Below are 21,165 nucleotides of genomic sequence, written 5' to 3' on the forward strand. Positions count from 1 at the left end.
CAGCTCACGCGCCTTGCCCGGGCAGAACGAGCAGACCTCCAGCATTGGCCGGATCAGACCCTCCAGCGTCTTAGGCGAGAGTCCTGCTACATCCCGTGCCCACACGTACTCGGCAAGGGAGTCCTGGTACAGAGCGCGCTCGTCCTCTGCCGTGGACGTCGCGGCTGCGCCGTTGCAGTGACTACGTCAGCGAGGCCCGACTCGAGTTGCGCGGGCCGCCGGGCCGCTCCTCGACTGTGGTGCCGCCCCCTGTGACGAGAGAGAAGCGACGGGTCCCGGAATCCGAACAAGACCGCAAGTCACGGAAGGAACTCCTGGAATCGCCCCGAGGGCATTCCGGCCGACGTGTCCAACGCGCCACCCTCCACGCCACTGCCACCATCGCGCGACACCGGCAGCACTACGGCGCGCTGATCGTCGTCGTCCTGCCTGACACCGGTGAGCGGTACCTCAGCATGGACCTGTTCGACTGACCGGGCATAGGCCCACTCGTCGCGCCGGTTCGAGGCGATCTCTCCGCCCTTGCCGTAGGCGATCACGGAGTTGGCGCCGTTGGAGGAGTGCATCACGTTCAGGCCCTCCTCGATCTCCCGCTGAAGATCCCGAAGCCGCAGATAGCGGGCGACGAAGATGGTCTTCTGAGCACGGCTGACCTCCAGCATCGCCGCACAGGTGGGGCCCCCTCGGCACTGTGCCAGGCCGGGGCGGCGCCGCGACCATCGCCGAATAGGCCGAGTTTCCGGGGCGCCGTGAGCGTTCCGACAGGATCATCGGACGGCATCGGTGCTGTTCACTCGGCGGACCGGGGCCCCGCGGCGCGGCGCAGCCGGTTGGCGATCGCCAGCCCCAGCCCCACCTCCACGGGCACGGAGGCGATGATGAGGTCGCACCCCTGCTGGTCGAGTTTGCGCAGGAACCCGTACAGCCCGCGCGCGTAGGCGGCCGGCGAACCGGGGACCGTCACCACAGCGTGCGCCTTCACCGGAGCGTCGGCGAAGGAGGCGGGAAGAAGGACGCCCACGCGGTGGCCCAGCTCCTGCGCGGCCTCGGCTTCGGCGATGATCTTCTCGGGCTCGACGAGGACGACTCGCGCACGCGGCGCGTAGTGGGACGGATGCTGGCCCGGCACCCGGACACGGCTGGTCGAGTGGACCGCAAGCGGGCGCCCCAGCACCGCTTCGAGGTCCTCGCGCGTCACCCCGCCGGGCCGCAGGATGCTCGGGATCTCGCCCGTGGTGTCGACGATGGTCGACTCGACGCCGACCGCGCAGGGACCGCCGTCCAGCACGAAATCGACGGCATCACCAAGCTCCGCACGGACGTGCTGCGCCGTTGTGGGGCTTACCTGGCCGAAGCGGTTGGCGGACGGGGCCGTGACACCGTCGCCGAAGGCCGAGAGCAGCGCGAGTGCGACGGGGTGGTCGGGCACGCGCACGGCCACTGTCTCCAGGCCACCAGTTGCCTCGAGGGGCACCCGGCGGCCCCGCCGCAGGACCAGCGTGAGTGGCCCTGGCCAGAAGCGTTCTGCCAGCAGGCGCGCCGTCGCCGGCACGTCCTCGACCCAGTCGTCCAGGTACTCCGCGCCGCCAATGTGGACGATCAGCGGATGGGAGGGCGGACGCCCCTTGACCTGGAAGATGCGCGAGACAGCGGCAGGATCCTCGGCGTTGGCGCCCAGACCGTAGACGGTTTCGGTCGGGAAGGCCACCAGCCCTCCGGCGCGCAGCACACCGGCCGCCTTCTCGATATCACTGGTTCGTGCCGTCACGCTCGCATCCTCTCACCGTCCTGCTCTTCCACATTCCGTGGCCTCCTCAGCGCATAACGACGCGACCACGGCCGAGGCACCGCATCCAAGAACGCGCCCGTAGCGCCCATCGCGGTTCCGTCATTCCTGGACTGACCGAGGTCCCTGGTACGGAGGCAAGAGTTCACAGCCGAAGTAGCCTCCGAACGGGCCAGAGCCTTTACCTGGCTCCATTCCTAGACGACTTCTAGGACGTCACGAACAGGGCGGCGGGGCGTGGCGGGCCCCTGCGGTCCATAGCCCAGGCGCAGCACCATCTGTACGTGGCCTCCGCCGGCCACCGGTTCACGGGCCAGCAGGCGCAGGTCCGGGCTCTCCAGAGCGTGGGAGGTCAGGGAGGTGGCGAGCCCGGTCAGGGTCGCCTCCAGCAGGACGCGTTCCAGCGCCTGGCCCGCGCGCAGCCAGTCGGCGGGGGCATCTCCTGGTGTGCTGAGCAGCGCCAGGTGCGGGTTCTTCTCGAAGGCGGTGGCGCCGCGGTCTGCCACCGGGCGGCGACCGGCGAAGTCGCGCAGCGGAGCCTTGCCGTCCCGCATCCGGGGCCCGAACGCGTACTCCGGGACGCCGTCGGTGGCGATGTCCGCTTCTGGGCCGAGCCGGGTCCAGCGGTGCAGATCCTCCATGCCCGCGGGGTTCAGGGCGTCGCGGCTCTCGGCGTCGTGGACCAGGTCCAGGACGGTTTCCACGTGCCAGGGGCCGGGGAACAGCAGGTCGGCTCCCTCGAGGCTGGCTGCTCTCTGCAATGCGGCCCGGACGTCCTCGGGGATGTCCTTTTCGTCGAAGGGATGCCGGCTGGTGTGCCTCTCGCGGATGGCCGGGTGCAGGCGCGCCAGGTCGTCCTCGTGCGTCGTGGGACGGCGCGCCTCGCCCAGCTGCACAGCGGCGAGCAACAGCGGCTCCGCAGGATCCGGCAGCAGCCGGACCACCGGGGTGAATCCGGCATGGGCCGCGGCGACGCGGAGATTGAACAGCGCCGCTCCGCAGCCGATGTGCAACGCCCGGTTCCCCGGGTCGGAGCGGGTCATGGCCCGGTCGAGATCGGCAAGCAGCAGGAGAGCACGATCATGGGCCACGTAGCGGAAGCGCCATGGCTGGGCATTGTGCATGGAAGGGGCGAACACGGCCTCGGCGACCAGCGCGGCGGCGGTCTTCGCATCCAGTTGCCGTGTGTCCATCGTGCCCTCCTCACAACACACCACGCGCCCTCGACTCACGTGGCGAGTACCCAGGCTCCACATGCACACGTCCGGTGGGGTGGTGAGACCGCCGTCGGTCGCATCGCCCCACGCTCGGTGAGCCAGGTCCCGGTATCCGGTGGGGCATCGGCAGCTTTGTGGATCTCTACGCAGTGGATCAGCAGAGATCAGCCGCCGCGGTGCTGAGCTCGGCGCGCACCCTTCTTGCGCCCTCTGGTGGGGATGAGGCGGACGCGGTGCTGCTGGTAGTGACCGAGCTGATCAGCAACGCGGTCCGCCACGCCGGCGGCGTGACCGGTTTCGGGCTCAGAACCGGCCCGGGGACGGTGACGGTCACAGTGCACGACGCCAGCCGCCAGCCCCCGCGGCCACAGCTCACGGATCCGAGAGAGCCCGCCGGGTTCGGCCGGCTTCGGAAGTGCCCTGGTGCGGGTATGGACCTGGCGCCTTCCCGGCCGCCGCTCCATGATCGTCGGAGGGGTACCCGGGCCGGATAGGGCCGAACAGCCCCGGGCCGGCCGACGGATGGGGCCCAACGGCCCCCTTTCGCGTCGCGCGGCGGAAGCAGACGTGGATCAGGATGTCTCGGGGTGGACGAGCACGTTGTCGCCGGAGCGGCCGGCGAAGTAGTCCTCGATGTTGGCCACGGTGGTCTGGGCGATCTGCCCGACCGCGTCTCGGGTGAAGTAGGCCTGGTGGGACGTGATCAGGACGTTGTTGAAGGTCATCAGCCGCGCGAGGCGTTCGTCGGTCATCACCTCCAGCGACTTGTCCAGGAAGAACACCCCGGCCTCCTCCTCGTACACGTCGAGGCCGACACCGCTCAGCCGGCCGGCGCGCAGCGTCTCCAGCAGGGCGTCGGTGTCCACCAGGCCGCCGCGGCTGGAGTTGACCAGAATCGCGTCGTCCTTCATCAGGCCCAGGGCCTTGGCGTCGACGAGGTGATGGGTCTCGGGCAGCAGCGGCACGTGCAGGCTGATCAGGTCCGCCTCGGCGAACAGCCGCTCGCGCGGCACGTACTCCATCCCGAGGGCGAGGCAGTCGGGATTCTCGGCGACGTCCCAGCCCAGCAGCCGCATCCCGAACCCGTGGGCGATCCGGGCGAACGCCGCGCCGATCTTTCCGGTGCCCGCCACTCCGGCCGTCCGGCCGCGCAGGTCCCGGCCCATCAGCCCGTCGAGTCGGAAGTCGAACTCCCGGGTGCGGTGCGCGGCCCGGACGATCCGACGGTTGACCGCCAGGGCCAGGGTCCAGGCGAACTCGGCAACCGAGTACGGCGAGTAGTACGAGACCCGGGCAACCGTGAGCCCCAGTTCCTTGGCGGCGGTCAGGTCGATGTTGTTGTAGCCGGTGGACCGCTGGGCGATCAGTCGGGTGCCGCCCTTGGTCAGCGAGCGCAGAACGCCGGCGTCCAGGGTGTCGTTGACGCTGCTGAGGACGACCTCGCTGCCCGCGGCCGTCGGGACGGTGTCCCCGTCCAGGAACAGCCCCAGACACCGCAGCTCATGCCGACCCGCGAAGGCCTTGTCGAACGCGTCCCTCAGCAGCGGCTCCTCGTCCGCGAGGACGCCATAGGCGACGATCTCCACCTGCTCTCCTCCCGTCGATCGGTGATCACCTCCACCGTAGGCCGGGATCGCAGAAGGGAAGAGGGCCGATCGGCTCCGGGCGTGGGTCCCGTCGTCCCAGGACACCGGGCCGGCGCTCTGACTGCGGAGGTCGTGGGGAGAGGACGACGCGCTTCCCCTCCGCGAGAGTCCCCACACCCGTCCTCACCGGCGGCGCGAGCGTGCCCCCGTTCGGGCAGCGGGACCGAAGGGGCGGAGCTGCGGATCCACGCCCCCCGGTGGATGCGGTTCCGGTCGCCGAGCCGGACGTGACCGTCACCGGCTCTCGCTGGTTTCGGTTTCCGTGAGGGCTGCTCGTCCCGCCTCCAGCCGGGCGGCCGGGATGCGGAAGGGGGAGCAGGAGACGTAGTCGAGGCCCGCCCGGTGGAAGAAGTGGATGGACTCCGGGTCGCCGCCGTGTTCGCCGCACACCCCGGTCTCCAGCCCGGGGTTGACGGCGCGGCCCGCCTCCACGGCCAGCTCCACGAGCTTGCCTACGCCCTCCTGGTCGATCGTCTCGAAGGGGGACACGCTGAAGATGCCCTTCTCCAGGTACAGCGGGAAGAAGGACGCTTCGGCGTCGTCGCGGGACAGTCCCCAGGTGGTCTGGGTGAGGTCGTTGGTGCCGAAGGAGAAGAAGTCGGCGGCGTCGGCGATGCGTCCGGCGGTGAGGGCCGCGCGGGGCAGTTCGATCATTGTGCCGATCGGGAGGTGCAGGGACTCCCCTGTCTCCGCCGTGACTTCGGCGAGCACGCGCTCTGCTTCCGTACGGGCCAGGCGCAGTTCCTCGACCGTTCCGACGAGCGGGATCATGATCTCGGCGCGCGGCCGGCCGCCCGCGCGCAGTCGGTGGACGAGGGCCTCGGCGATGGCGCGGACCTGCATGGCCATGAGGCCGGGAACGGCCAGTCCGAGCCGTACGCCGCGCAATCCCAGCATCGGGTTCTGCTCATGCAGACGCTCGACGGCATCGAGCAGTTCGCGGTCGTGGACGTCTGGATGGGTGGCGCTCGCCAGGCGGACGGCCAGCGCGGTGCGGTCGGGCAGGAACTCGTGCAGCGGCGGGTCGATGAGCCGAATGGTCACCGGCAGCCCGTCCATGGCTGTGAGGATGCCGATGAAGTCCTCGCGCTGCAGCGGCAGCAGCGTCGCGAGAGCCTCCTCGCGGGCCGTGTCGTCGCGGGCCAGGATCATCGCCTCGACCAGCGTCCTGCGGTCACCGAGGAACATGTGCTCGGTGCGGCACAGGCCGATGCCCCGGGCGCCGAGCCGGCGGGCGCGTGCGGCGTCCTCAGGCGTGTCGGCGTTCGCCCGTACCTGAAGGCGGCGGACGGAGTCCGCGTGCGCGAGTGCCGTCAGGACCGCCTCTGTCAGCGGGCCCGTCCTCTCACCGGTCTCCAGCGCGCGCCCGACGTCGGAGGCGGTGAGCGGCAGCGCACCGAGGTGCACGGTGCCGGCGGTTCCGTCGACGGACAGGATGTCGCCCTCGCGTACGACGACTCCTGTGTCCGTGGTGAGCCGGCGGGCGACCGGGTCGACGGTCAGCGACTCGGCCCCGCACACGCACACCTTGCCCATGCCGCGCGCGACGACGGCGGCGTGGCTGGTCTTGCCGCCCCGGCTGGTGAGGACGGCCTGAGCGGCGATCATTCCGGGCAGGTCGTCGGGGGTCGTCTCACGGCGCACGAGGATCGTCTTCTCTCCGGCAGCGGCTCGGCGCTGCGCCTCGGCGGAGTCGAAGACGACGACCCCGACCGCTGCGCCCGGTGAGGCCGGTACGCCGTGCGCGAGAGGCACGTCGGCGGGGGTGATGTCGAAGCGGGGGAACATCAGCCGGGTCAGCTCGGCTCCGTCCACGCGGGCCAGCGCCTCGTCGGCCGTGATCGTCTTCTCCTCGCGCAGGTCGTGGGCGATACGGAAGGCGGCCTCGGCGGTGCGCTTGCCGACCCGCGTCTGGAGGATCCACAGCCGGCCGCGCTCGACGGTGAACTCCACGTCGCACAGATCCCGGTAGCGGTTCTCCAGCGTGCGCAGGTGGTCTCCGAGCTCGGCGTACGAGCGGGGATCGAGGGTCTTCAGCTCGCTCAGGGGCACGGCGTCGCGGACTCCCGAGACGACGTCCTCGCCCTGGGCGTCGGGCAGGTAGTCGCCGTACATGCCGCGGGCGCCGGTGGCGGGGTCCCGGGTGAAGGCGACGCCGGTACCGGAGTCGGGACCGAGGTTGCCGAACACCATCGCCTGGACGTTGACGGCGGTGCCGAGGTCGTCGGGGATGTGCTCGCGGCGGCGGTATACACGGGCGCGTTCGCCGTTCCAGGAATCGAAGACCGCACGGATGGCGCGCTGGAGCTGCTCGACGGGATCCTGGGGGAAGTCCTCGCCCGTCTCCCGGCGGACGATCGCCTTGAACTCCTCAGTGAGCAGCGCGAGTTCACCGGCGTCGAGGTCGTGGTCGTCGCGCGTCCCGCGCTGCGCCTTGTGCGCGGCGATGGCCTGCTCGAAGAGGTCACCGTCGACGCCCAGCACCGTGCGGCCGAACATCTGCACGAGCCTTCGATAGGAGTCCCAGGCGAACCGCTCCTGTCCGGACGCCTTGGCGAGGCCGGCGACGGACTCGTCGTTGAGGCCGATGTCGAGGATGGTCTCCATCATGCCGGGCATCGAGAAGCGGGCGCCGGAGCGTACGGACACCAGGAGCGGATCGTCGGGCGCACCGAGCGTGCGTCCCATGGCCCGTTCCAGGCCGGCCAGGGCACGGGCCTCCTCGATGCCGAGTTCGGGTGGTTCCTCCCCCGTGGCGAGGTAGACCTTGCAGGCTTCGGTCGTGACGGTGAAGCCCGGTGGCACGGGCAGTCCGAGCCGGGTCATCTCGGCCAGGCCGGCTCCCTTGCCGCCGAGCAGTCCGGCCATCTCCCGGCTGCCCTCGGCGAAGGCGTACACGTACGTTGTCGGTGTGCTCATCGCGCTCTCCGGTCTCTCACTCGTGGGGCACGACGGCCAGCGGGCAGCCGACGTGGTGGACGGCGGCATGGGTGACGGGACCGATGCGCGGAACCGTCGGCCGCTCGGACAGGCGGCGGCCGACGACGAGGAGGCTCGCCGCGGAGGCGGCCCGCACCAGCGCGGTGGAGGCCTTGCCCTCCACAACGGTCTCCAGGACCTCGGTCTCGGGGTACTTGTCCCGCCACACCTTCAGGACAGCGGACAGGAAGCCCTGCCACTCCTCGGCCCGCGCGGGATCGTTGACCAGAGCGATGTCTCCGGGGCCGAGGCTGATGGCGGAAGGCGGCTGCCAGGCGTACACGACCCGCAGCCGGGCCTGCCGCAACTGGGCTTCCTCGAACGCGAACTCGATCACTTCGTCGCAGGCGTCGGCGAGGTCGATGCCGAGCACTACATCGAGGTAGCCGGTCCGGGTGGACGGGCTGCCGTCGTCCGCCGGGAAGTGCTCGTCCTCGGCCTCCTCCCCTGTCCGTACGAGGATCACGGGACGGGTGGCCTTCGCGACCACCCCTTGGGCGACGGAGCCGACGAGAAGTCCGGTGAAGCCGCTCAGGCCGCGCGAGCCCAGGACCAGCAGTTCGGCCTGTTCAGCGGCCTTCAGCAAGGCCGCGGTCGCCGGGCCCTCGACCTGCTCGTCGGTGACGTGTACGCCGGGTACGGCGGTGCGGATGCGCTCCTCCGCCTGCCGCAGAACGCGGCGCGCCAGATGCCGCTGCGCGGCGTTCGCCGGCTCCCCTTCCGTCTGGCGGGGATGCCAGTTCCAGGCGTGCACCAGTCGCAGCGGTCGGTCACGACGCACGGCCTCGCGGGCGGCCCACTCGGCGGCGGCGAGGCTCTCGGTCGATCCGTCTACTGCGGCGATGACGGGCGACAGCATGGTGCGCACCTCCTGCGCTTGTTCTGCCTGGTACTGCCAGCGTCTTCCTGAGGGGACCCGGTCGGATATGGGCCGCAAGGGCTCTCGCAGGTCCATTCGGCCCCTGCGCCGGCCCTGGGGCGGTCGGCACGGTAGGAGGCGTGAGAGCGGGTCACCCGGGTGCCAGGGAGGCGATCGTCGTGAGCCAAGTCATCATTGCCTGCGCCAACGGGACAGGCCGTAGTCATACGGCCGTGCACTGGGCGGCGCACGAGGCGTCTCTGCACGACCTGCCGCTCGAGGTGCGGTACGGCTCACCGCCGAACGATCTGAGTAGCACGGCGATGCTCGTACTCGACCTGTCCGCGGCGGGGGACGACACCACCGGCCTGGCAACGGGCCCGGCCGCACTCGCCGTTACGGCCGCCTCCGCGTGCCCCGTGGTACTCGTACCGGACGCCACCGTCCCCGTCGCGGCTCCGGCACGCCGGGTCACGCAGGTCACCCTCGGGATCGACGCCCGTCACCCGGCGGAGCGGGCCATCGACTTCCCCTTCGACGCCGCCCAGGCCCGGGGTGTACGGCTGCACGCCGTACACGCCTGGGAACTTCCCTCCTGCGCCGCCGGGTTGCCCTTCGGCACTTCCGAGGAGGACCGTGCCATTTGGGAAGACCATGAAGTGCAGTTGCTGGCCGACGCGCTGCGGCCTTGGCGGGTGAAGTACCCGCGGGTTCCGGTGCTTGAGGACGTCGTACTGCTCGACCCCGCCGATGCGTTGCTCCACCATGCTGAGGGCGCCGCACTGCTGGTCGTGGGAGGCGGCTCCGGCGGGGACGCGGGCTTCGTGCGAGCCTTGCTGCGCGAAGCCCGGTGTCCGGTGTCGGGTGTCCGGTGGCCATCGTGCCGTGAAACGTGGGCGAGCCAGGCGAGGAAGCGATGGCCTAAGCAGTCGTCAGTTCCTGTGCGACCCGCTGCGCCCACGCCTCGATCGCGGGGAAGTCACGGAAGTCACCGCCCTTGCCGTTGCGGAGGATCATCCGTGCGACTCTTCCGCTCGCGCCCTCCTGCACGCAGCCGCCGAAGGTGACGTGCTCCCTGACGCCGAGCCGGTCCATGGCGCGCCTGACGCCGGACACGGGCGGGATGTTCCGCTCCGAGGGTGAAGCGTCCAGCGGCCCGCTGCTGAAGAACCACAGCGGGCGCTCGGCCAGGGCGCGGCGGTGGCGGCGGACGAAGCGGCGCGCGTCCTTGTGCCAGCGGCCGGCGTACAGTGCGCCCCCGACCACCACAGCGTCGTACATCTCGATGCTCGCCACCGATGGTGCAGGCCGTGCCTCGGCCGTCATCCCCTCCTTGCCCAGGACCTGGGCGACGGCCTCGGCGATCTGCGCGGTCGATCCGTTCGTCGTCCCGTAGGCGACCAGGACCCTGCCGGTCATGGCGGTCCGCCTCCCCTCAGAGTTTGCGCAGCCAGTCTTCGGCCACGCCGTGCAGGGCCTGTTCGGCGGGCTGGACGTGGCTGTCGTCCAGGCGGTAGGTGAGGTTGTCGACCACCGCGACCACGCCGTCGATCTGCTTGGTCATGGAGACGGCGATCTCCGTCTCACTCTTGCGCTCCAGATGGCCGGCGAGCGTGACCACACCCTCCACCACGGAGACGTCGACGCTCTGCGGCGGCAGCCACAGCGCGCGGACAAGGACTTCCTCGACCACCTCGTCGCGGATCCGGGTGTCCGGCCGAAGGAAGACCTGGAGCAGGTCCCGACGGGTGACGATGCCGACGAGCCGGTCCTCCTCGTCCACGACCGGCAGCCGCTCCACCCGCCGCTGGGCCATGGTCCGCGCGGCCTCGACGATGGTGTCCTCGGCGCGCACGGTGACGGGCGGTTCGGTCATCAGCTGGCCGGCGGTGCGGGCCGCCGCCTTCGCGGCCCTCCGCCTTTCGCCCGGTGTCAACGCCACGGCCCGGAAGCGGCGCTTCGGCGCGTACGGGTCGGGTGTTTCGGCCTGGCGGGCCATCAGGTCGGTCTCGGAGATGACGCCGATGACCTTCTGGTCCTCGTCCACGACCGGCAGTCCGCTGATCCTGTGGTGAGCGAGCAGCCGGGCGACTTCCTTGAAGGGGGTGCCGTACGAGGCGCGAACGACGTCCGTGGCCATCACGGAGCCGACCTTGTCGTGCTTCATCTCTGGTTCCTCCTCGGTGGTGACTCAACGGAGTCGGCGTAGATAGGGGTCCTGCGGCCTGCGCGGCACCAGCCGCACCCGAGCGTCGAGCACGGAGACATCGGCCGTGGTCGCGAGCACGGGGTTGAAGTCGACCTCGGCGAGCTGCGGCACGTCGGCCGCCATCCGGGACAGGCGCAGGAGCAGCTGCTCCAGGCCTTCAAGATCGACCGGCCCGTTGCCGCGGGCGCCGAACAGCAGCGGTGCGCAGCGCGGCGCGGTGATCAGGTCGTGCACATCGTGGTCGGTGAGCGGGGCGAGGCGGGCGGCGTGGTCGCCGAGGACCTCGGTCGCGGTGCCGCCGAGCCCGAACAGCACGAGCGGGCCGAAGACCTCGTCCTGGACGACGCCCGCGAACAGTTCGGTGCCGCGCGCGGCAAGCGGCTGTACGACCACACCGGTGAGCAGTCCCGCGAACCGGGTCTCGAAGTCCCGGAAGGCGGCGCGGACTTGGGCATCGCCATGGAGGTCGAGATGCACGGCATGCTGCTCGCTCTTGTGGACCAGTCCGGGCCAGTGGGCCTTCATCACCACCCGGTCGTCCGGGCCGCGCAGTCGCTGGGCCGCGAGGACGGCCTCATCCTCGGTCTCCGCCCACGCCCAGAGCAGTTGGGGGATGCCGTAGCAGGTCAGCAGGTCGGCGCAGGTGCGCGGGTCGAGCCAGCCTCCGTCCGGATGCGCGGCCAGGAAGGTGTCAGTGATCTCCTGGGCATGGGCGGTGTCGATGCCGTCGAGTTCCGGGACCGTGCCTACGGGCCGGGCGAGCCAGGCCGCACGGCGTGCGGCGTGAGCCAGGGCCCGTGCCGCCGCCTGGGGTTCGGCGTATGAGGGGATGGTGCCCGCATCGGCGGCGGGCAGAAGCTTGACCGGCAGGTCCTGTTCGAGGCGTACGGCCACAACTGGCTTGGCCCGGTGCGCGGGGGCGTCGGTGAGTGCCCGGATGAGGTCGTCGCCCGTCGCGGCGGCGACCGCCGTGGGTACGAGGGCCACCAGGACGGCGTCGATGCCCGGGTGGTGCGTCAGCCGGTCCAGGCAGTCCGCGAGCTGTTCCTCCGTGACGGCCGCGGTGGCGTCGACGGGGTTGCCGACCGCCGCACCCCGCGGGAGCACGGCGAGCAGGTCGTCGACGACTTCTGCGGGCAGCGGCGGCAGGGCCAGTCCCGCCTCTGTGCAGGCGTCGGCGGCGAGGACGCCTGCACCGCCCGCGTTGGTGACGATCGCGACGCGGGTGCCCGCGGGGAGCGACTGGGAGTGCATCAGGGCGGCGGTTTCGAGGAGTTCGCCGACCGACCGGGTGGCGGTGATGCCGGCCTGGGTGAACAGCGCCTGCCGGGTCATGGTGCGGGTGGCGGCGGCCGCGGTGTGGGAGGCGGCGGCCCGGCGCCCCGCCTCGGTACGGCCTGCGTCGACGGTCAGGACCGGCATACGACGGGTGACGCGGCGGGCCGTGCGGGAGAACGCGCGCGGGCTGCCGAAGGACTCCAGGTGCAGCAGCGCCAGTTCGGTGCGGCCGTCGCTCTCCCACCACTGGAGCATGTCGTTGCCGCTGACGTCGTATTTGTCGCCGAGGGAGGCGAAGGACGAGACGCCGATGCCGAGCCGGGACAGCCCGTCGAGCAGGGCGATACCGACCCCGCCGGACTGCACGGCGACGCCCGCGGTGCCGGGGCGGGGGTGGTCGGCTGCGAAGGTGGCGTCCAGGCGCAGGTCGGGGTCGGTGTTGGAGATGCCGAGGCAGTTGGGTCCCACCAGGCGCATGCCGTAGGTGCGGCAGGTGGCCAGCAGCGCCTGCGCCTGCTCGACGTCGAGGCCGGAGGTGACAACGAGCAGCGCCCGGGCACCGGCCTTGCCGCACTCCTCCGCGGTGTCCGGGACCGCCGCCGCGGGGACGGCCACGACCACCAGGTCGGGGGTCTTCGGCAGCGCGCTCACGGACGGGTATGACGGCACGCCGAGGATGTGGTTGACACTCGGGTTCACGGCGAACAGGCGGCCGGTGTAACCGCCCGCCTTCAGGTGGTGCAGGATCGCCCGGCCGACCGAGCCGGGTTTGCGTCCGGCACCGACAACAGCGACCACGTTCGGGCACAGCAGCGGCTCGAGGCTGGCCACGTCGGCGGCCCGGCCCCGGGCCTCCACGGCCGACAGATAGGCGTCGTCCGCGTCGAGCCGGATGGTGCAGCGGACCTCGGGGCCCTCGAAGCGGCGGGCGGTGCGCAGGCCGATGTCGGCGAAGAGCCGGAGTATCTCGCGGTTCTCGCTGAGGGCGTCGGCGGTGAAGGTGGTGATGCCGTCGGCCCGGGCCGCGGATACCAGGTGCTCGACGAGCAGGGTGCCCACTCCGCGGTGGTGCAGGCCGTCACAGACAGCGATGGAGATCTCGGCCTCGTCCTTCTCCCCCGCCGTGTCGTACTCGGCGAGCCCGATCACCTGACCCTGCGTCTCGGCCAGCAGGGCCCGGTAGCCGGGGTGCGCCGGGGCGCAGGCCCGGTCGGCGGCCAGGGCGGCGGACCGCGGGCTCAATGAGAAGAACCGGCGACGGAGGTTCTCCGGGGACATCTCCTCGTAGAGCCCCTGCACCTGGTCGTGGTCGGCCTGGGTCACAGGACGGATGCACACAGTGGTGCCGTCCACGAGCAGGGCGTGAACCGGGGGGCGGTTGAGCACGGCGTCCGACATCGGGGATCTCCTCCAAGCCTCTCGATGGTTCGAGCATCAGACGGATCACGACGGGATCCCATGGGCTGTGTGGAGGTCCTTCGAGGGCCGGTAGGCCCTTCTTCCCCGGGGTGCGCGTCCATGGATCGCCGCTCTGGTAGTGAAGTGACCGGACGGACGCCGCCAAGGAACGGTCACCGCGGTCGTCGTCTGCGCACAAGTTCGGGCACTGGGGGCCACTAGACGACTTGTCACGGCAGAACCGCGTGGTTTGCGTTTGGATCACCTGTCTCAAGGTGAGCCTGGGGGGCGAGGACGAGATTGAACCACTTGATCGAAACAGCACCATCTGATCCAGTCTCCACGGTGGAACCTGGCGCCTGCCAGTGCGGCGCCCGGATCCCCGTGGGCGTTCCGGGCGCCGCCGAGGAGAGGTTCAGGGGGCTGCTCGAGGCGGCGCCGGATGCCATGGTCATCGTCGACGACACCGGCACCATCCGCCTCGTCAACGCCCAGACAGAGGCCCTCTTCGGCTACCGGCGCGAGGAACTCCTGGGCCACCCCGTCGAACTCCTCGTCCCCGGCCGCTTCCGCACCCACCACACCGCACACCGCAACGGCTACGCCCACAACCAGCAGGTGCGTCCCATGGGTGCCGGACTCGACCTCTACGGACTACGCAAAGACGGCACCGAGTTCCCCGTCGAAATCAGCCTCAGCCCCCTGGAAACCACCGACGGCCTCCTCGTCTCCGCCGCCGTACGCGACGTCAGCGAACGCAAAGCCGCCGAGGAGCGCATCAACGAGCTCGCCGCGCTGGTCGAGTCATCGCAGGACGCGATCCTCGCGAAGACCCTGGACGGCCACATCACGTACTGGAACGCCGCCGCGCAGCGGCTGTACGGGTTCACGGCGGACGAGGTCCTGGGACGGCACGTCTCCATGCTGGCACCCTCCGCGAGGAACCACGAGATCACCGCGCTCCTGGAGCGGCTGCGCCAGGGCGAGAAGGTCGAGCACTTCGAGACGTTGCGGCTCACCCGCTCCGGAGAGCTGCTCGACGTCGACGTCACCCTGTGGCCGACCCGGGCGGCGGACGGCACCGTCGTCGGGGCGTGCGCGATCGTCCGGGACATCAGCGACCGCAAGCGCGCCGAGGCGGAGCTGACGGAGCTGTACGAGCAGCAGCGGCACATCGCCCTGACCCTGCAGCGCAGCCTGATGGGCACGCCGCCCGCCATCCCGGGCCTCACCACCGCCAGCCGCTACCGGCCCGCGACCCAGGGGGCCGGTGTCGGCGGCGACTGGTTCGACCTGATCCCGCTGGGCGCCGGCCGAGTGGGTGTGCTGATCGGCGATGTGATGGGGCGGGGTCTCGAGGCCGCGGCCGTCATGGGTCAACTTCGGTCGGCGGCACACGCGTTGGCCAAGACCGGGCTTCAGCCGCGGCAACTGATGCAGGCGATGGACACCGTCGTCGCCGATCTCGATGTCCCCGACCAGCTGGTCACCTGCTGCTATCTGGTCATAGCCGCCGACACAGGGGAGGTGACCGTGTGTTCCGCCGGCCACCTGCCGGGTCTCGTAGCCGTCCCCGGTGCACGCACCCGGCCGCTTCCGGCACCCGTGAACGCCCCCCTCGGCGTCGGTGGGGTGATCTACGAGCAGTGCTGCGGCACCATCGAGCCCGGCGCCACCCTCGTGCTCTACACCGACGGTCTGATAGAAACCCCCGGAACCGACATCGAGGACAAGCTCACCCAGCTCGTCGCCACCCTGGACGAGCTCCCGACCACGGTGCCCGACCTGGAGAGCGCCGCCGACCACGTCCTGTCGACGCTGCTGCCCGACGCGGACGGCCACGACGACGTCACGTTGCTGCTGACCCAGCTCCCTGCGGCTCCGCTGGCCACGGCCACCACCGACCTGCCCGCCGCGCCCGAATCCGTGCCGGCGGGCCGCGAGTTTCTCGCCAAAGCTCTGAGCACGTGGGACTGCGCGGGCACGACGGACGACGCGCTCCTGCTGCTCTCCGAGGTCCTCACCAACGCCGTGCAGCACGCCCAGGGCCCCATCGGGGTGCACGTGGTCCGCACGGACACCGATCTCACCGTGGAGATCAGCGACCGCAGCCCCCACCTGCCCCAGCCGCGCCTCGCGGCGGAGGACGAGGAGTCCGGGCGCGGCCTGCTGCTGGTTCGCGCCCTCGCCGACGACTGGGGGGTACGGCCGATGGACGAGGGGAAGACGACTTGGTTCAGCCTCAAGTTGTGAGAAGGCGGCGGGAGCCGGCCCCTGCGGGCTCCCCTTGGCGTCAGCCGTCGGAGACCAGTTCCGTCAGGTCCAGCAGCCGGTTGGTGTAGCCCCACTCGTTGTCGTACCAGCCGAAGACCTTGGCGAGGGTGCCGTTGGCCTGGGTGAGCGCGGCGTCGAAGATGCAAGAGGCCGGGTCGCCGATGACGTCGCGGGAGACGATGGGCGCCGTCGAGATACGCAGGATGCCGTTCAGCGGGCCCTCGGCCGCCGCCGCGAAGGCGGCGTTGATCTCGTCGGGCGTGGCCTCGCGGTTCAGCACCACCGTGAGGTCGGTCAGCGAACCGTCCTCCACGGGCACCCGGACGGCGATCCCGTCCAGCGCACCGGCCAGTTCCGGCAGTACGAGGCCGACGGCGCGGGCGGCACCGGTGCTCGTCGGGATGATGCTCAGTGCCGCCGAGCGGGCGCGGCGCAGGTCCTTGTGCGGGCCGTCGAGCAGGGACTGGTCGTTGGTGTAGCCGTGGACGGTGGTCAGCAGGCCGCGGTCGATGCCGAAGTTCTCGTCGAGCACCTTGACCATCGGCGCGAGGCAGTTGGTGGTGCAGGAGGCGGCCGAGATGATCCGGTCACGGTGTCGATCGTAGGTGTCGTCGTTGACGCCCATCACGAGGGTGGCGTCCACGCCCTTGCCGGGCGCCGACAGGAGCACTGTGTGGGCGCCTGCCTTCAGGTGCAGGGCCGCGGCGTCGCGGTCGCGGAAGCGGCCGGTGGACTCGATGACGATGTCGGCTCCGTAGTCGGACCAGTGCAGGGAGGCGGGGTCTCGCTCGGCGGTGACGGCGATACGCCGACCGTCGACGGTGAGGGTGCTGTCGTCGTGAATGACCTCGCGTCCGATGTGCCCGAACGTCGAGTCGTACTCCAGGAGGTGGGCGAGGGTGGCGGGTGGCGCGATGTCGTTGATGGCGACGACGTGGACGTCCTGGGTTCCCGCCTCCGCGCGGTCGAGGGCCGCGCGGAGATAGGTGCGGCCGATGCGGCCGAAGCCGTTGATGCCGACGCGTACGGTCATGGTGAGGAGCTCCTTTACAGTCAGGGGCCTACCGTGGGCGGAAGTGGCTCAGTGAGTCGTCGGTGGTGGAGGCGGCATGGCCGGTAAGAAGGAGGCGAACCTGCCGCGCGAGGTGTATGAGAAGGAACTGCTGCGTCTGCAGACCCAGTTGGTGAAGCTGCAGGAGGGGGTGCGGGCGGAGGGCGTCCGGCTGGTCGTGATCTTCGAGGGGCGGGACGCGGCGGGCAAGGGCGGCACCATCAAGCGGGTCGCCGAGCACCTGAACCCGCGGGTGGCCGGATCGCGGCACTGCCGAAGCCGACCGAGCGTGAGCGCACGCAGTGGTACTTCCAGCGGTATGTGGAGCATCTGCCGGCGGCCGGGGAGATCGCGCTGTTCGACCGGTCCTGGTACAACCTGGGCCGGGGCGAGCACGTGATGGGCTTCTGCCTGCTGCGCAAGTACTGGTTCTCGGTGAGCGACACCGAGCAGCAGGAGCGGTTCCGGCATCGTCTGGAGGATCCGCTGCGCCGTTGGAAGCTGTCGCCGATGGACCTGGAGTCGATCATCCGCTAGGAGGCCTACTCGCGGGCCAAGGACGAGATGCTGGTTCACATGGACATCAGCGAGGCGCCCTGGTATGTCGTGGACAGCGACGACAAGCGCCGGGCGCGGCTGAAGATGATGGCCCACCGGCTGAGCTCGGTCGCGTATCACGAGGTGTCGCCGCCGGTGTTGGAGCTTCCGCATCGGCCGCCGTCGACCGGCTACGAGCGCCCGCCGCGTGATCGGACCTACGTGCCCGATCACGCGGCGCGCCTCTGAGCAGCCGGTCACCTCGCTCACGCCCGCTGGGGGACGACGGCGACGGGGCAGACGGCGTGGTGCAGCACCGCGTGGGCGACACGGCCGAGTTGGAGGCCGTAGTGGCCCTCGCGGCGCCGGGCCCCGACCACGAGCAGGTCGGCGTCGGCCGAGGCACCGAGCAGCACCTGGCGGGGGTGCCCCTCGACGGTGCGCCGATGCACCTCCACATCAGCCGGGACGTCCCGCAGCGCCACTTCCAGCATCTCCGCGGCCCGCTCCTCGTGCAGTCGGGCCGGTTCACCCGCCAGCAGGGGGTGGTCGGTCGTCTCGTGAGCGGGGCAGCGCCAGGCCCGCACGGCCTCCAGCGGCACACCTCGGCGCCGTGCCTCCTCGGCGGCGAAGCGCATCGCAGCCGCGTCCGCCGGCTCCTCGCCCACGCCCACGACGATGCGGCCGTGCCTGCCGGGTACGGCCCGGTTGTCGTGGCCGCCGCGCAGCACGATCACGGGGCAGTGCGCGTGGCCGGCCACCGTCACGCTGACGGAGCCGAGGAGCGCCTCGGCCAGGCTGCTCCGGCCCCGAGAGCCCAGAACCATGGCAGCGGCGGTGCGGCTTTCGCGTACCAGCGCGTACTCGGGTTCCTCGGGCAGCACGTCGACGGTGACCTTCACGTCGGGTCGGCGGGTGCGGACCCGACGTGCGGCGGTCTCGACGATGTCCTCGGCCATCACTTGGTCCGAGGGCTTGCCGAGGTCGTCCGCGAGTGAGGTGCCTTCGTACCGTTCCCAGAGCGAGGCGTACACCAGCCGCAGCGGCAGCCCGCGCAGGGCGGCTTCGTCGGCCGCCCAGTCGACGGCGCGAAGGCTCGGCTCGGAACCGTCGACGCCGACGACCAGGGGCAGTTCCATCGTGCTCACCTTCCCGCGTCCAGGTCGAAGACGATCCGGGCCTTGATGTCACCGCGCAGCACGGCGTCGATGGACTCGTTCACGGAGGCGAGCGGGCGGGTCTCGTAGATGACCTTGGTCCGCTCGGCGGCGTGGAGCTGGAAGACCTCGGCGAGATCCTGCCGCGTGCCCACGATCGAACCGATCACCGAAGTGCCGTTCAGAACGGTGTCGAAGATCGGGAGCTGGAGCGTGCCGTGTGCGGGCAGGGCCACCATGACGAGCTTGCCGCCACGCCGCAGACCGGAGTTGACCGCCTCGAACGCGGCCGGGTTCACTGCGAGCGCGATCGCGGCGTGGGCGCCGCCGTGCTTCTTCAGCTCCTTGCCGATGTCCCGCTTGCGGGCGTCGATGACGAGGTCGGCGCCGAGCTCGCGGGCGAGTTCGAGCTTGTCGTCGGTGACGTCGATGGCCGCGACGGTGGCTCCGGCGATCTTGGCGTACTGCAGGGCGAGGTGGCCGAGGCCGCCGACGCCGGAGATCGCGACGAGCTGGGTGGGGCGGACGTCGGCGACCTTGAGGGCCTTGTACGTGGTGACGCCGGCGCAGGTCAGCGGGGCCGCTTCGAACGGGGTGACGCCGTCGGGCACGGGCTGGGCGAAGTCGGCCCAGGCCAGCATCTTCTCGGCGTAGCCGCCGTCGCAGCCGTACCCGGTGTTGACCTGCTGCTCGCACAGTGTCTCCCAGCCGGACAGGCAGTGCTCGCACCGCCCGCACGCCCTGCCGAGCCACGGCACCGCGACGCGCTGCCCGACGGACAGGTGGGTGACGCCCTCGCCGAGCTTCTCGACGATGCCGACACCTTCGTGGCCTGGGACGAACGGTGGGGTGGGCTTGACGGGCCAGTCGCCGTGGGCGGCGTGGATGTCGGTGTGGCACAGCCCTGAGGCCTCGACGCGGATGCGGACCTGGCCGGGTCCGGGTTCGGGGTCGGGGCGTTCCTCGATGACCAGAGGCTCGCCGAAGGCTCGTACGACCGCTGCCTTCATGATCTGCTCTCCTCGGGAGTGGGACGCATCAGTCGTGGGCGACGACGGCGACGGGGGCGGTGGAGTGGTGCAGGACGGCGTGGGTGACGGTGCCGATGTGGGCGCCGACGGAGGAGCGGCGGACGCGGCGGCCGACGACGACCAGGGAGGCCTCGTGGGAGGCGTCGATCAGGAGGAGCGACGGGCTGCCGTACTGCGACTGCTCGACGACCTCGACGTCGGGGTACTTGTGCCGCCAGGGACGCAGCACCTCGCTCAGGAGGGTGGCGTCGCCCTTCGCCATCTCCCGCTCGACCGCGGGCTCCAGGGCCATGCCATAGGCGTAGTAGGGCGGCGGGTTCCAGACGTGCACGACCCGCAGCGGCACCGAACGTCGCGCCGCGGCCTCGAAGGCGAACCCGATCAGCGCCTCGTCGGCGCCGGCGACGTCGAGCCCGAGGACGACGGGACGGAACGCTGTGGCCGCGGACGGGATGCCCGCGGGATCCATCTCGTGCTCGTCCGCGGCCTGCTCGCCGGCGTGGACGAGTACGACGGGCCGCTCGGTGTGCGCCACGACCGCGAGGCCGACCGAGCCGACCAGGAAGCCGCCGATGCCGCCCAGGCGGCGTGAGCCGAGGACGAGCAGTTCGGCGTCCTGCGCCGCCCGGGCCAGGGTCTCGGAGGGGAGTCCGGTGAGCTGCTCCGTGGTCACCTCGACGCCGGGGTGGCGCAGCCGCAGTCCCTCGGCGGCCTCGCGGGGAATCCTCCCCCAGCCTTCGGCCGGGGGTACCCCCATCTCGCTTCGCTCGGTCCAGTGCTGGAGAGTCTCGGCGCCGCGATGCGTGGATTCGGCCAGGTGCTCGGGGATCGGCTCCCAGGCGTGGACGAGCTTCACCGGCAGTCCGCGCAGCTCCGCCTCGCGGGCCGCCCATTCCGCGGCGGCGCGGCTCTCGGGCGAGCCGTCGAGACCCACCATGATGGTGCAGGGCATGTTCTCCACCTCCTGAACCGGGACCCGAAGGGGCCCGGTTCCAGCGTCGTGTTGGGGGTTTGCTCGGGACAGGGGCCGCTGGTCCTTCAGCGGGGACCGTGGGCCCCGGGAACGGGGCGGCGGAACGGGCCCGGGGCGAGGTCCATCCCGCCGCGTGCGGGTCAGCGCAGCCAGGTGTGGTCGCGGACGATCGGCAGCCGAGCCCACAGCCGGCCCAGGCCCCAGGTGGCGCCCGCGCCCGCTGCCGCCACGGCGATCAGCGCGACAGCGTAGATCACGTGGTAGTCGGCGAACGGATTCGTCGACATGCTCGGCGAGCCATCCGACAGGTGCCTGGCCGGCGGCCACTCGGCCATCCACATCAGCGCCATCATCGCCGTGCCCGCCACCGCGGCCGGCCACAGCGCCACACCGGCCATCACAGCCAGGCCGATGCCGAGCAGGCCCAGCATGAACAGCCACTCCGCCCATGTGTCGCCGGCCCAGGAATGGAACGTCGACTCCATCGGCCCGGCGGCGACGGAGTTGAGGAAGCCCTTCGTCGGCGATCCGCCGTCGATCCAGCCCTTGCCGGAGGCGGTCGCGTAACCCAGGCCGAAGGCCTTGTCCAGGAACGCCCAGAGGAAGACGAAGCCGGTCAGGATGCGCAGGGACGCGAGTGCGTAAGCCTGCGCGGTGTGCGTGCCGAGACGTGCCGACACAGCGGACTCGGAGCCGGTCCGGTGCCGGCGGAAGGCGGCCGACAGGTGGAAGCCCGGGCTCCGGTGCGGGTGCTCGTGCACGGCCATGAT

General features: G+C 71.1%; 16 protein-coding genes and 2 pseudogenes. 4 read left to right on the forward strand and 14 right to left on the reverse strand.

Translation table 11 applies throughout. The features are described from left to right. Nucleotides 1–299: 299 nt before the first annotated feature. The 3 genes from ACFYOH_RS23940 to ACFYOH_RS23950 all read right to left on the reverse strand — a co-directional run bounded on the left by ACFYOH_RS23940 (nucleotide 300) and on the right by ACFYOH_RS23950 (nucleotide 2,979). Entirely contained in the window at nucleotides 300–728 is a 429-nt protein-coding gene (locus ACFYOH_RS23940) for a Tn3 family transposase (RefSeq protein ID WP_388629255.1), read from the reverse strand. A gap of 62 nt (nucleotides 729–790) precedes the next feature. Beyond that, nucleotides 791–1,768 (reverse strand): L-threonylcarbamoyladenylate synthase, encoded by a 978-nt coding sequence (locus tag ACFYOH_RS23945; RefSeq protein WP_388628788.1) that lies wholly within the window; start codon nucleotides 1,766–1,768, stop codon nucleotides 791–793. Nucleotides 1,769–1,983: 215 nt separating this feature from the next. Beyond that, nucleotides 1,984–2,979 (reverse strand): Acg family FMN-binding oxidoreductase, encoded by a 996-nt coding sequence (locus tag ACFYOH_RS23950; RefSeq protein WP_388628791.1) that lies wholly within the window; start codon nucleotides 2,977–2,979, stop codon nucleotides 1,984–1,986. A gap of 200 nt (nucleotides 2,980–3,179) precedes the next feature. Between ACFYOH_RS23950 and ACFYOH_RS23955 the strand changes: the two genes are divergently transcribed. Beyond that, complete coding sequence (locus ACFYOH_RS23955; protein ID WP_388629258.1) at nucleotides 3,180–3,497, forward strand: ATP-binding protein; 318 nt, start codon at nucleotides 3,180–3,182, stop codon at nucleotides 3,495–3,497. A gap of 78 nt (nucleotides 3,498–3,575) precedes the next feature. Here ACFYOH_RS23955 and ACFYOH_RS23960 read toward each other — a convergent pair whose 3' ends face one another. The 3 genes from ACFYOH_RS23960 to ACFYOH_RS23970 form a co-directional block, all read right to left on the reverse strand. Then, a complete protein-coding gene (locus tag ACFYOH_RS23960) occupies nucleotides 3,576–4,589 on the reverse strand; it encodes a 2-hydroxyacid dehydrogenase (protein ID WP_388628794.1) in 1,014 nt (337 codons plus the stop codon). A gap of 294 nt (nucleotides 4,590–4,883) precedes the next feature. Beyond that, the gene (gene ppdK / locus ACFYOH_RS23965; protein ID WP_388628797.1) at nucleotides 4,884–7,568 is read right to left on the reverse strand and encodes a pyruvate, phosphate dikinase; all 2,685 of its coding nucleotides are present in this window, start codon (nucleotides 7,566–7,568) and stop codon (nucleotides 4,884–4,886) included. 16 nt (nucleotides 7,569–7,584) lie between these two features. After that, nucleotides 7,585–8,487 carry a universal stress protein gene (locus ACFYOH_RS23970; RefSeq protein ID WP_388628799.1) on the reverse strand — a complete coding sequence of 301 codons (903 nt, stop codon included), beginning with the start codon at nucleotides 8,485–8,487 and terminating at the stop codon, nucleotides 7,585–7,587. Nucleotides 8,488–8,810: 323 nt separating this feature from the next. On the opposite strand from ACFYOH_RS23970, the pseudogene ACFYOH_RS23975 reads away from it, so the two are divergent. Next, a pseudogene (locus ACFYOH_RS23975) lies at nucleotides 8,811–9,287 on the forward strand (universal stress protein); the annotation flags it as partial. A 121-nt stretch (nucleotides 9,288–9,408) separates the two neighbouring features. On the opposite strand, the gene ACFYOH_RS23980 reads toward ACFYOH_RS23975, so the two are convergent. The 3 genes from ACFYOH_RS23980 to ACFYOH_RS23990 are packed head-to-tail and all read right to left on the reverse strand — an operon-like array spanning nucleotide 9,409 to nucleotide 13,372. Next, the gene (locus ACFYOH_RS23980) at nucleotides 9,409–9,906 is read right to left on the reverse strand and encodes a flavodoxin domain-containing protein (protein ID WP_388628801.1); all 498 of its coding nucleotides are present in this window, start codon (nucleotides 9,904–9,906) and stop codon (nucleotides 9,409–9,411) included. A 16-nt stretch (nucleotides 9,907–9,922) separates the two neighbouring features. After that, on the reverse strand, nucleotides 9,923–10,654 hold the full coding sequence (locus tag ACFYOH_RS23985) for a CBS domain-containing protein (protein ID WP_388628803.1): 732 nt from the start codon (nucleotides 10,652–10,654) through the stop codon (nucleotides 9,923–9,925). A 24-nt stretch (nucleotides 10,655–10,678) separates the two neighbouring features. After that, nucleotides 10,679–13,372 carry a GNAT family N-acetyltransferase gene (locus ACFYOH_RS23990; protein WP_388628806.1) on the reverse strand — a complete coding sequence of 898 codons (2,694 nt, stop codon included), beginning with the start codon at nucleotides 13,370–13,372 and terminating at the stop codon, nucleotides 10,679–10,681. Between the two features lie 345 nt (nucleotides 13,373–13,717). On the opposite strand from ACFYOH_RS23990, the gene ACFYOH_RS23995 reads away from it, so the two are divergent. Beyond that, the gene (locus ACFYOH_RS23995; protein ID WP_388628808.1) at nucleotides 13,718–15,625 is read left to right on the forward strand and encodes a PAS domain S-box protein; all 1,908 of its coding nucleotides are present in this window, start codon (nucleotides 13,718–13,720) and stop codon (nucleotides 15,623–15,625) included. Between the two features lie 40 nt (nucleotides 15,626–15,665). Here ACFYOH_RS23995 and gap read toward each other — a convergent pair whose 3' ends face one another. Then, on the reverse strand, nucleotides 15,666–16,679 hold the full coding sequence (gap, locus tag ACFYOH_RS24000) for a type I glyceraldehyde-3-phosphate dehydrogenase (protein ID WP_388628811.1): 1,014 nt from the start codon (nucleotides 16,677–16,679) through the stop codon (nucleotides 15,666–15,668). Nucleotides 16,680–16,755: 76 nt separating this feature from the next. Between gap and ACFYOH_RS24005 the strand changes: the two are divergent. Next, a pseudogene (locus ACFYOH_RS24005) lies at nucleotides 16,756–17,483 on the forward strand (polyphosphate kinase 2). Between the two features lie 17 nt (nucleotides 17,484–17,500). On the opposite strand, the gene ACFYOH_RS24010 reads toward ACFYOH_RS24005, so the two are convergent. The 4 genes from ACFYOH_RS24010 to ACFYOH_RS24025 all read right to left on the reverse strand — a co-directional run bounded on the left by ACFYOH_RS24010 (nucleotide 17,501) and on the right by ACFYOH_RS24025 (nucleotide 21,162). Then, entirely contained in the window at nucleotides 17,501–18,373 is an 873-nt protein-coding gene (locus ACFYOH_RS24010) for a universal stress protein (protein WP_388628815.1), read from the reverse strand. A 5-nt stretch (nucleotides 18,374–18,378) separates the two neighbouring features. Next, on the reverse strand, nucleotides 18,379–19,401 hold the full coding sequence (gene adhP / locus ACFYOH_RS24015) for an alcohol dehydrogenase AdhP (RefSeq protein ID WP_388628818.1): 1,023 nt from the start codon (nucleotides 19,399–19,401) through the stop codon (nucleotides 18,379–18,381). A 28-nt stretch (nucleotides 19,402–19,429) separates the two neighbouring features. Then, nucleotides 19,430–20,374, reverse strand: coding sequence for a universal stress protein (locus ACFYOH_RS24020; protein ID WP_388628821.1), 945 nt, complete (start codon nucleotides 20,372–20,374; stop codon nucleotides 19,430–19,432). 161 nt (nucleotides 20,375–20,535) lie between these two features. Continuing rightward, nucleotides 20,536–21,162, reverse strand: a complete 627-nt coding sequence (locus ACFYOH_RS24025; RefSeq protein WP_388628823.1) for a hypothetical protein — start codon at nucleotides 21,160–21,162, stop codon at nucleotides 20,536–20,538. Nucleotides 21,163–21,165 lie beyond the last annotated feature (3 nt).

It is taken from the genome of Streptomyces sp. NPDC007856, assembly GCF_042868225.1.
Taxonomy (GTDB): Bacteria; Actinomycetota; Actinomycetes; order Streptomycetales; family Streptomycetaceae; genus Streptomyces.

Bases quoted from the DNA above. Each gene is read 5' to 3' on its own strand.
- ACFYOH_RS23950 (WP_388628791.1), bottom strand. From the start codon at position 2,979: ATGGACACACGGCAACTGGATGCGAAGACCGCCGCCGCGCTGGTCGCC.
- ppdK (WP_388628797.1), bottom strand. From the start codon at position 7,568: ATGAGCACACCGACAACGTACGTGTACGCCTTCGCCGAGGGCAGCCGG.
- ACFYOH_RS23970 (WP_388628799.1), bottom strand. From the start codon at position 8,487: ATGCTGTCGCCCGTCATCGCCGCAGTAGACGGATCGACCGAGAGCCTC.
- ACFYOH_RS23980 (WP_388628801.1), bottom strand. From the start codon at position 9,906: ATGACCGGCAGGGTCCTGGTCGCCTACGGGACGACGAACGGATCGACC.
- ACFYOH_RS23985 (WP_388628803.1), bottom strand. From the start codon at position 10,654: ATGAAGCACGACAAGGTCGGCTCCGTGATGGCCACGGACGTCGTTCGC.
- ACFYOH_RS23990 (WP_388628806.1), bottom strand. From the start codon at position 13,372: ATGTCGGACGCCGTGCTCAACCGCCCCCCGGTTCACGCCCTGCTCGTG.
- gap (WP_388628811.1), bottom strand. From the start codon at position 16,679: ATGACCGTACGCGTCGGCATCAACGGCTTCGGCCGCATCGGCCGCACC.
- ACFYOH_RS24010 (WP_388628815.1), bottom strand. From the start codon at position 18,373: ATGGAACTGCCCCTGGTCGTCGGCGTCGACGGTTCCGAGCCGAGCCTT.
- adhP (WP_388628818.1), bottom strand. From the start codon at position 19,401: ATGAAGGCAGCGGTCGTACGAGCCTTCGGCGAGCCTCTGGTCATCGAG.
- ACFYOH_RS24020 (WP_388628821.1), bottom strand. From the start codon at position 20,374: ATGCCCTGCACCATCATGGTGGGTCTCGACGGCTCGCCCGAGAGCCGC.
- ACFYOH_RS24025 (WP_388628823.1), bottom strand. From the start codon at position 21,162: ATGGCCGTGCACGAGCACCCGCACCGGAGCCCGGGCTTCCACCTGTCG.